Origin of the sequence: Pseudomonas sp. GZD-209 (assembly GCF_049310485.1) — a bacterium.
In the GTDB taxonomy this organism is placed as follows: domain Bacteria; phylum Pseudomonadota; class Gammaproteobacteria; order Pseudomonadales; family Pseudomonadaceae; genus Aquipseudomonas; species Aquipseudomonas sichuanensis.
In genome coordinates this window covers 1-9827 of sequence record NZ_JBMOWQ010000287.1, presented here as the reverse complement: position 1 = coordinate 9827, position 9827 = coordinate 1, and the positions used below count along the sequence as shown (strand labels likewise).

General features: G+C 60.8%; 7 protein-coding genes and 1 rRNA gene. 5 read left to right on the top strand and 3 right to left on the bottom strand.

The annotated features are described in order from the left end of the window. From ACO6VM_RS27110 to ACO6VM_RS27100, 3 genes are all read right to left on the bottom strand, one after another. Positions 1-723 (bottom strand): 16S ribosomal RNA (locus ACO6VM_RS27110); the annotation flags it as partial. 565 nt (positions 724-1288) lie between these two features. Beyond that, the gene (locus tag ACO6VM_RS27105) at positions 1289-2509 is read right to left on the bottom strand and encodes a CaiB/BaiF CoA-transferase family protein (RefSeq protein ID WP_323833816.1); all 1221 of its coding nucleotides are present in this window, start codon (positions 2507-2509) and stop codon (positions 1289-1291) included. Positions 2510-2524: 15 nt separating this feature from the next. Further along, the gene (locus ACO6VM_RS27100; protein WP_110995052.1) at positions 2525-3706 is read right to left on the bottom strand and encodes an acyl-CoA dehydrogenase; all 1182 of its coding nucleotides are present in this window, start codon (positions 3704-3706) and stop codon (positions 2525-2527) included. A 167-nt stretch (positions 3707-3873) separates the two neighbouring features. On the opposite strand from ACO6VM_RS27100, the gene ACO6VM_RS27095 reads away from it, so the two are divergent. The 5 genes from ACO6VM_RS27095 to ACO6VM_RS27075 all read left to right on the top strand — a co-directional run bounded on the left by ACO6VM_RS27095 (position 3874) and on the right by ACO6VM_RS27075 (position 9765). Further along, a complete protein-coding gene (locus tag ACO6VM_RS27095; protein ID WP_390969992.1) occupies positions 3874-4788 on the top strand; it encodes a LysR family transcriptional regulator in 915 nt (304 codons plus the stop codon). 410 nt (positions 4789-5198) lie between these two features. Further along, on the top strand, positions 5199-6320 hold the full coding sequence (locus ACO6VM_RS27090) for a Re/Si-specific NAD(P)(+) transhydrogenase subunit alpha (RefSeq protein WP_390969994.1): 1122 nt from the start codon (positions 5199-5201) through the stop codon (positions 6318-6320). 11 nt (positions 6321-6331) lie between these two features. Next, entirely contained in the window at positions 6332-6646 is a 315-nt protein-coding gene (locus ACO6VM_RS27085) for an NAD(P) transhydrogenase subunit alpha (protein WP_110995049.1), read from the top strand. Between the two features lie 2 nt (positions 6647-6648). Continuing rightward, on the top strand, positions 6649-8085 hold the full coding sequence (locus tag ACO6VM_RS27080; protein ID WP_401056093.1) for an NAD(P)(+) transhydrogenase (Re/Si-specific) subunit beta: 1437 nt from the start codon (positions 6649-6651) through the stop codon (positions 8083-8085). Positions 8086-8271: 186 nt separating this feature from the next. Beyond that, positions 8272-9765 carry an acetyl-CoA hydrolase/transferase family protein gene (locus tag ACO6VM_RS27075; RefSeq protein ID WP_110995047.1) on the top strand — a complete coding sequence of 498 codons (1494 nt, stop codon included), beginning with the start codon at positions 8272-8274 and terminating at the stop codon, positions 9763-9765. Positions 9766-9827: the final 62 nt, after the last annotated feature.

The following is a 9827-nucleotide window of genomic DNA, read 5'->3' as shown; positions in this document are numbered from 1 at the left end:
TTCGCCACTGGTGTTCCTTCCTATATCTACGCATTTCACCGCTACACAGGAAATTCCACCACCCTCTACCATACTCTAGCTCGCCAGTTTTGGATGCAGTTCCCAGGTTGAGCCCGGGGCTTTCACATCCAACTTAACGAACCACCTACGCGCGCTTTACGCCCAGTAATTCCGATTAACGCTTGCACCCTCTGTATTACCGCGGCTGCTGGCACAGAGTTAGCCGGTGCTTATTCTGTCGGTAACGTCAAAACAGCAAGGTATTAACTTACTGCCCTTCCTCCCAACTTAAAGTGCTTTACAATCCGAAGACCTTCTTCACACACGCGGCATGGCTGGATCAGGCTTTCGCCCATTGTCCAATATTCCCCACTGCTGCCTCCCGTAGGAGTCTGGACCGTGTCTCAGTTCCAGTGTGACTGATCATCCTCTCAGACCAGTTACGGATCGTCGCCTTGGTGAGCCATTACCTCACCAACTAGCTAATCCGACCTAGGCTCATCTGATAGCGCAAGGCCCGAAGGTCCCCTGCTTTCTCCCGTAGGACGTATGCGGTATTAGCGTTCCTTTCGAAACGTTGTCCCCCACTACCAGGCAGATTCCTAGGCATTACTCACCCGTCCGCCGCTGAATCGAAGAGCAAGCTCTTCTCATCCGCTCGACTTGCATGTGTTAGGCCTGCCGCCAGCGTTCAATCTGAGCCATGATCAAACTCTTCAGTTCAATACTGCTTGGGTTTTTAAGAAACCCTAAACTTGGCTCAGCAATCTCAAATGACTATGTGATTTCTCGCATGGCCACTTGTGATGCTGATAATCTTTTTGACTATCAGTCCGTACTCACAAGCACCCACACGAATTGCTTGATTCAATTTGTTAAAGAGCGTTTGGCTAAGAGCTTTTCATCTCAACCGAGGCGCGCATTTTACGCTTTCCTCATTGGCTGTCAAGCGTTTATTTTGAAGTTCTTTCCGAGAAACTCGTTTAGCTTCAACCGCTTAACTCGCTGCGATCTCTCGTAGCGGGATGCGAATCATACAGCGTTACAACCTGCTGTCAACCACCTTTTTTTCACCGCTGCCGATCGTGAGACCGAAACGCTTCCGGAGCTTTCGAATCGCTTAACTCATTGAATCTCAAGGAGTTTTGCGTTCCGTTGTCGCTGGAAGTGGGGCGCATTATAAGGGGATCTGAAACCCCGTCAACCTTTAATTTCAAGAAAGCTTCATTTGCCTGAAAACAAAGCGGGGAGGCCTGTCGGCCTCCCCGCTCTCTATATAGCTACAGCGTCAGAGTACGCCAGCAGTACGCAGTTCGTGCACTGCCATCGCATCCAGGCCCAGTACATCACGCAGCACCGCCTCGGTATGCTCCCCCAGCAGCGGAGGCGCCTGCCGGTACTCCACCGGTGTCTCCGACAACCTGATCGGGCTGGCCACCTGCGGCACATTCCCCGCCAACGGATGCGGGATGTTCACCGCCAGCCCGCGAGCCAACACCTGCGGATCCTGGAACATCTGCGCCAGGTCGTTGATGGGACCACAAGGCACACCTGCCTTCTCCAGTTCACTCACCCATTCAGCCGTAGTCTTGAACACCGTGGCCTGGCGAATCAGCGGAATCAACTCGGCCCGATTCGCCACACGCTGCTTGTTGGTAGCGAACCTCGGATCATCCGCCCACTGCGGCTGCCCAGCCACCTCGGCAAACTTGCGGAACTGCCCATCATTACCCACGGTAAGAATGAAATTGCCATCCGCCGTCGGGAAATCCTGGTAGGGCACGATATTGGGATGCGCATTACCCAACCGCCGCGGAGCGTTTCCTGTGGTGAGGTAGTTCATCGCCTGGTTGGCCAGGCAAGCTACCTGGACATCCAGCAAGGCCATATCGATATGCTGGCCAACCCCGGCCTGGTCCCGGTGGGCGAGGGCAGCCAGGATCGCCACCGTCGAATACAGGCCAGTAAGGATGTCGGTCAAGGCCACCCCAACCTTCATCGGCCCGGCACCTTCCTCACCTTCCGGCCGCCCGGTCAGGCTCATCAGCCCGCCCAAGCCCTGGATCATGAAGTCGTAGCCGGCACGCTTGGCATACGGCCCGGTCTGGCCGAAGCCTGTGATCGAGCAATAGATAAGCTTCGGGTTTATCGCCTTGAGGCTCTGGTAATCCAGACCATAGGCCGCCAGCCCGCCGACCTTGAAGTTCTCGATGACGATGTCCGACTTGGCCGCCAGCTCACGCACCAGGCGCTGGCCTTCAGGCTGAGTGAAGTCGATGGTCACCGAGCGCTTGTTGCGGTTGGCCGACAGATAGTAGGCCGCCTCACTGGTGTTCTCGCCGCGCGAGTCCTTGAGGAAGGGCGGCCCCCAGGCACGGGTATCGTCACCCGAGCCCGGGCGCTCGACCTTGATCACATCGGCACCAAGGTCGGCGAGAATCTGACCGGACCATGGGCCGGCGAGCACCCGAGAAAGGTCCAGCACCCGCAGATGTGAAAGCGCACCCATGGCCTGGCTCCTCTATTAGTAGAACGCCTGGATACCGGTTTGCGCACGCCCGAGGATCAGCGCATGCACGTCGTGGGTACCTTCATAGGTGTTGACCACCTCAAGGTTGACCAGGTGACGGGCCACGCCGAATTCATCGGAGATACCGTTGCCGCCCAGCATGTCACGCGCCATACGGGCGATATCCAGAGCCTTGCCGCAGGAGTTGCGCTTCATGATCGAAGTGATCTCCACCGCAGCGGTGCCTTGATCCTTCATCTGCCCCAGACGCAGGCAACCTTGCAGGGCCAGGGTGATTTCGGTCTGCATGTCGGCCAGTTTTTTCTGGATCAGCTGGTTGGCGGCGAGCGGGCGACCGAACTGCTGGCGGTCCAGGGTGTACTGGCGCGCGGTGTGCCAGCAGGCTTCGGCGGCACCCAGCGCCCCCCACGAAATACCGTAACGGGCCGAGTTCAAGCAGGTGAACGGGCCCTTCAGGCCGCGCACATCCGGGAAGATGTTCTCTTCCGGGACGAACACGTTGTCCATGACGATCTCACCGGTGATCGAGGCGCGCAGGCCAACCTTGCCATGGATGGCCGGGGCGCTGAGGCCTTGCCAGCCTTTCTCCAGGACAAAGCCGCGAATGTCGCCGGCATCATCCTTGGCCCAGACCACGAACACATCGGCGATCGGGCTGTTGGTAATCCACATCTTGCTGCCGGTCAGGCGGTAGCCGCCGTCGACCTTGCGCGCCCGAGTGATCATCGAGCCCGGGTCGGAACCATGGTTGGGTTCGGTCAGGCCGAAGCAACCAATCCACTCACCGCTGGCCAGCTTGGGCAGGTACTTCTGCTTCTGCGCTTCGGTACCGAACTCGTTGATCGGCACCATGACCAGCGACGACTGCACGCTCATCATCGAGCGGTAGCCAGAGTCGATGCGCTCCACCTCACGTGCAATCAGGCCGTAGCACACGTAGTTGAGGCCGCTGCCACCGTACTGTTCAGGAATGGTCGCGCCCAGCAGGCCGACTTCACCCATCTCGCGGAAGATCGCCGGGTCGGTCTGTTCGTGACGGAAGGCTTCCAGCACACGCGGCGCCAACTTGTCCTGGGCGAACTGGAAGGCGCTGTCACGCACCATGCGCTCTTCTTCAGTGAGCTGCTGATCCAGCAGCAGCGGGTCGATCCAGTTGAAGCTTGCTTTACCGGCCATGTGCGTGTTCCTCGAAACAAAGATGGGAGCGGATTCTTGCGTTGCATTGATCCTAGGCTTGATCGGCTGTCGGGACAAACGAGGATTGCGCACGCTTTAGTGATATTTTCTCACTCCGTGATCGGCAAAACGCCGTACTGACGAGCATACAAGTGAGGTTGATGTACATGCGCCGCAAGATCCCCAGCACCACCGCCCTGGTCTGCTTCGAGGCGGCCGCGCGTCACGAGAGCTTTACCAAGGCCGCCCACGAACTGGCCCTGACCCAGGGCGCCGTCTGTCGGCAGATCGGTGGGCTGGAGGCGTTTCTCAACGTCGAATTGTTCCGCCGCTCGCGCCGGGGCGTGAAGCTCACCGAGGCAGGCTTGTCCTATAGCCGCCAGGTGGCCAGCCAACTGGACGCCGTAGAGCGCGACACCCTGTCAGTCATGCGCCAGCAGGGCGCCAACGTGATCGAACTGGCCGTGGTGCCGACCTTCGGCACCCAGTGGTTGCTGCCACGCCTGAAGGACTTCCAGCAACGCCACCCGGAGGTCACGGTCAACCTGACCAACCGTACCCGGCCGTTCCTGTTCGCCGACACGCCCTTCGATGCGGCCATCTACTTCGGCGACGCCGACTGGTCCGGCACCCAGGCCCATCGCCTGATGGGAGAAAACCCGGTGCCGGTGTGCAGCCCAAAGCTGCTGGACGGGCAGGGCGGCCTCGACGCCCAGCGCATCGCTGAGCTGCCCCTGCTGCAGCAGACCACCCGCCCGTATGCCTGGCGGCAATGGTTCGATGGCCTGGGCATGAGCGTTGAACGCGACATGGCCGGCCCGCGCTATGAACTGTTCTCGATGCTCGCCCAGGCGGCCATGCACGAAATGGGCATTGCGCTGATCCCACCGTTCCTGATCCAGCGCGAGCTCGAGGAGGGTAGGTTGGTGGTCGCTAACAGGCATGCCCTGTCCAGTGACAAGGCCTACTATCTGATGATTCCAGAGCGCAAGGTGGAGTCGGCTTCGCTACGGGCTTTTCGCGACTGGCTAATAGCGCAGGCACGGCAGTACACTGCAAAAGCCGATAAGCTGACCCCGTAGTCAATTATTTTAAACACCTACAGATATATGTATTTGTCGCAAATACGTAATCTGTTCCGGCTGACCTGAAAATCCCTATCAACCCTAGTTACCATGCGGGTTTGACGGTTATTTTGCGACATTCACAGCAGCAAGACCGAAATCAGCAGAATTTTTTTCAAATTTTCCCCTAAGCTCCGAATAGCGCGTGTTTGACGGGTTTGTTTCGAATCATTGCGACATACGGTCACAGGGTGACTTGTAGTTTTAAGTTCGTTTCGCTTCAGAACCGGTTGTGGCCCCAATGGTTCATCTGCAAAATGCCTCCCCGCCCCGGATTCAGGCGGGGTCGTGCTCTACGACCACCCAGCGCGCCACCCGAAGTGAGCTGGTTCAAACAAACACAAAAGGTCACCGCAGGAGACAAAGTCGTGCACATTGGTGTTCCTCTCGAGACGCAGACGGGTGAGACAAGGGTCGCCGCGACCCCGGAAACCATCAAGAAACTGGTTAGCCAGGGCCATCAGGTCACCGTGCAACGGGGGGCAGGGCTCAACGCCAGCATTCCGGACAGTGCCTATGAGGCCGTTGGCGCCACACTGGGTGAAGCGACCGATGCCTTCGGCGCGCAACTGGTGCTCAAGGTGGTTGCACCCAATGACCAGGAACTGGCGCTGATCAGCAGCGGCAGCGTGCTGGCCGGCATGCTCAACCCGTTCAACAACGAGCTGATCGGCAAGATGGCCGAACGTGGCATCACCGCCTTCGCCCTGGAAGCCGCGCCTCGTACCTCGCGGGCCCAGAGCCTCGACGTGCTGTCGTCGCAAGCCAACATTGCCGGCTACAAGGCCGTGCTGCTGGCCGCGCATCACTACCCACGCTTCATGCCCATGCTGATGACCGCCGCCGGCACCGTAAAGGCCGCCCGTGTGCTCATCCTCGGCGCTGGCGTCGCCGGCCTGCAGGCCATCGCCACAGCCAAACGCCTGGGTGCGGTGATCGAAGCCTCCGATGTGCGCCCCGCCGTGAAGGAGCAGATCGAGTCGCTTGGCGCCAAGTTCCTCGACGTGCCGTACGAGACCGATGAAGAGCGCGAGTGCGCCGAAGGCGTCGGCGGTTACGCCCGCCCCATGCCAGCCAGCTGGATGCAACGCCAGGCCCAGGCCGTGCACGAGCGAGCCAAACAGGCCGATATCGTCATCACCACAGCGCTGATCCCCGGGCGCAAGGCGCCGACACTGCTCAGCGCCGAAACCGTCGCGCAGATGAAACCCGGCTCGGTGGTGATCGACCTCGCCGCGGCCCAGGGCGGCAACTGCCCGCTGACCGTCGCTGACCAGGTGGTACAGGCAAACGGCGTAACCATCGTCGGCCCGACCAACCTGCCGGCCCAGGTCGGCGCAGACGCCTCGGCGCTGTACGCCCGCAACCTGCTGGACTTCATGAAGCTGCTGTTCGACAAGGACGGCGCGCTGGTGATCAACCTCGAAGACGACATCGTCGCCGCGTGCCTGATGTGCCGCGACGGCCAGGTCGTACGCAAGAACGGCTGAGGAGCTCGACAATGGAAGACCTGCTGATTTCCCACGGCATCTACAACCTGATCATCTTCGTGCTGGCCATCTACGTGGGCTACCACGTGGTATGGAACGTCACCCCGGCACTGCACACCCCACTGATGGCCGTCACCAACGCCATTTCGGCGATCGTCATCGTCGGCGCCATGCTCGCGGCCGCGCTGACCGTCACCCCGGCCGGCAAAGTGATGGGCACCCTCGCCGTGGCGCTGGCCGCGGTCAATGTGTTCGGTGGCTTCCTGGTCACCCGCCGCATGCTGGAAATGTTCAAGAAGAAAACCAAGAACGAGGCGCAGAAGTAAGCATGAGCATGAATCTGGTAACGCTTCTGTACCTGGTCGCCTCGATCTGCTTCATCCAGGCGCTCAAGGGCCTCTCGCACCCTACCACCTCACGCCGGGGCAACCTGTTCGGCATGATCGGCATGGGTATCGCCATCCTCACCACGGTCGGGCTGATCTACAAGCTGGGCGCCGAGCTTGCCACTGCCGGCATCGGTTATGTCATCGTCGGTCTGCTGGTCGGCGGCACCGCCGGCTCGATCATGGCCAAGCGCGTCGAGATGACCAAGATGCCCGAGCTGGTCGCCTTCATGCACAGCATGATCGGCCTGGCCGCGGTGTTCATCGCCATTGCCGCGGTACTCGAGCCGCAATCGCTGGGCATCGTCGCCAGCATCAGCGACCCGATCCCCACCGGTAACCGCCTGGAGCTGTTCCTCGGCGCGGCCATTGGTGCCATCACCTTCTCCGGCTCGGTCATCGCGTTCGGCAAGCTGTCGGGCAAGTACAAGTTCCGCCTGTTCCAAGGCGCACCGGTACAGTTCGCCGGCCAGCACAAGCTGAACCTGATCCTCGGCCTTGCCACCATCGCCCTGGGCCTGCTGTTCACCTTCACCGGCCACTACAGCGCCTTCACCCTGATGCTGGCCCTGGCCTTCATCATGGGCGTACTGATCATCATCCCGATCGGCGGTGCCGACATGCCGGTGGTGGTGTCGATGCTCAACAGCTATTCGGGCTGGGCGGCCGCAGGTATCGGCTTCTCGCTGAACAACTCGATGCTGATCATTGCCGGCTCCCTGGTGGGTTCGAGCGGTGCGATCCTCTCGTACATCATGTGCAAGGCGATGAACCGCTCGTTCTTCAACGTCATCCTCGGCGGCTTCGGTGGCGATACCGACGTCGGTGCGGCGCAAGGCTCCAAGGAGCAGCGCCCGGTGAAGTCCGGTTCGGCCGACGACGCCACCTTCCTGCTGAGCAACGCCGACAGCGTGATCATCGTTCCCGGCTACGGCCTGGCGGTGGCCCGCGCCCAGCACGCGCTGAAAGAGCTGACCGAGAAGCTGGTGCACAACGGCGTGACCGTGAAGTACGCGATCCACCCGGTTGCCGGCCGTATGCCAGGCCACATGAACGTACTGCTGGCCGAAGCGGAGGTGCCGTACGACCAGGTGTTCGAGATGGAAGACATCAACGCCGAATTCGGTCAGGCCGACGTGGTGCTGGTGCTGGGCGCCAACGACGTGGTCAACCCGGCGGCGAAGAACGATCCCAAGTCGCCGATCGCCGGCATGCCGATCCTCGAAGCGTTCAAGGCCAAGACCATCATCGTCAACAAGCGCTCCATGGCCAGTGGCTATGCCGGCCTGGACAACGAACTGTTCTACCTGGACAAGACCATGATGGTGTTTGGTGACGCGAAGAAAGTCATCGAGGATATGGTCAAGGCTGTGGACTGATACCCGCCTCTATATATAGAAGCGTCTAAAGCCCCCGGGTGTTATGCCCGGGGGCTTTTTCATTTGCATGATCCAGATCAACGGCTCTATTGCGAGGCTTCGCCTACGACCATGGTCGCGGGACGGCACCGGGCTAAATCTCTAGACTGCGCTTCCAGTAGCTTCAGTAGCCTGAGATAACAATCCATGTACCGTGATCGCATCCGCTTGTCCTCCCTGCACAGCAAGGTAATGAGTGCGGCTGACGCCGCTGGCCTGATCGAGGACGGCATGACCGTCGGCATGAGCGGCTTCACCCGCGCCGGCGAAGCCAAGGCCGTGCCCCACGCACTGGCCGAGCGCGCCAAGCTGTCGCCGCTGAAAATCAGCCTGATGACCGGCGCCAGCCTGGGCAACGACCTCGACAAGCAACTGACCGAAGCCGGCGTACTCGCCCGGCGCATGCCGTTCCAGGTCGACAGCACCCTGCGCAAGGCCATCAACGACGGCCAGGTGATGTTCATCGACCAGCACCTGTCGGAAACCGTCGAGCAGCTGCGCAACAAGCAACTGACCCTGCCGGACATCGCGGTCATCGAAGCGGTGGCGATCACCGAAGAAGGCCATATCGTGCCGACCACCTCCGTCGGCAACTCGGCCAGCTTCGCGATCTTCGCCAAGCAGGTCATCGTCGAGATCAACCTGTCGCACAACGCCAACCTCGAAGGCCTGCACGACATCTATATCCCGACCTACCGCCCGACCCGCACGCCGATCCCGCTGGTGAAAGTCGATGACCGCATCGGCAGCACCGCAATCCCGATCGACCCGGCCAAGATCGTCGGCATCGTCATCAGCGACCAGCCGGACTCGCCGTCCACCGTGCTGCCGCCTGACCACGAAACTCAAGGCATCGCCGATCACCTGATCGCCTTCCTCAAGGGCGAAGTGGACGCCGGCCGCATGACCAACAAGCTCGGCCCGCTGCAAGCCGGCATCGGCAGCATCGCCAACGCCGTGATGTGCGGCCTGATCGAATCGCCGTTCGAAGACCTGACCATGTACTCCGAAGTGCTGCAGGATTCGACCTTCGACCTGATCGACGCCGGCAAGCTGAGCTTCGCCTCGGGCAGCTCGATCACCCTGTCGAGCCGGCGCAATGCCGACGTGTTCGGCAACCTCGAGCGCTACAAGGACAAGCTGGTGCTGCGCCCGCAGGAGATCTCCAACCACCCTGAAGTGGTGCGTCGCCTAGGCATCATCGGCATCAACACGGCGCTGGAGTTCGACATCTACGGCAACGTCAACTCCACCCACGTCTGCGGCACCCGGATGATGAACGGAATTGGCGGTTCCGGCGACTTCGCCCGCAACGCCCACCTGGCGATCTTCGTTACCAAGTCGATCGCCAAGGGCGGCGCGATTTCCAGCGTCGTGCCCATGGTCAGCCACGTCGACCATACCGAGCACGATGTCGACATCCTCGTCACCGAACAGGGCCTGGCCGACCTGCGCGGCCTGGCGCCACGCGAGCGTGCCCGCGCGATCATCGACAACTGTGTGCACCCGGACTATCGCGCGGCATTGAACGACTACTTCGAACGCGCCTGCCAGCGCGGCGGCCACACCCCGCACATCCTGCGCGAAGCCCTGAGCTGGCACGAGAACCTGGAAGAAAGCGGGCGCATGCTGGCTGGTTGATCCGCTAGCGCTGTACCCATCGCGGGGCAAGCCCGCTCCCACTCTAGGTACTTGTGGGAGCG

What these genes read in the sequence shown, in the direction of transcription:
- ACO6VM_RS27105 (WP_323833816.1), bottom strand. Translation starts at nt 2,509, where the DNA reads ATGGGTGCGCTTTCACATCTGCGGGTGCTGGACCTTTCTCGGGTGCTC.
- ACO6VM_RS27095 (WP_390969992.1), top strand. Translation starts at nt 3,874, where the DNA reads ATGCGCCGCAAGATCCCCAGCACCACCGCCCTGGTCTGCTTCGAGGCG.
- ACO6VM_RS27100 (WP_110995052.1), bottom strand. Translation starts at nt 3,706, where the DNA reads ATGGCCGGTAAAGCAAGCTTCAACTGGATCGACCCGCTGCTGCTGGAT.
- ACO6VM_RS27080 (WP_401056093.1), top strand. Translation starts at nt 6,649, where the DNA reads ATGAGCATGAATCTGGTAACGCTTCTGTACCTGGTCGCCTCGATCTGC.
- ACO6VM_RS27085 (WP_110995049.1), top strand. Translation starts at nt 6,332, where the DNA reads ATGGAAGACCTGCTGATTTCCCACGGCATCTACAACCTGATCATCTTC.
- ACO6VM_RS27075 (WP_110995047.1), top strand. Translation starts at nt 8,272, where the DNA reads ATGTACCGTGATCGCATCCGCTTGTCCTCCCTGCACAGCAAGGTAATG.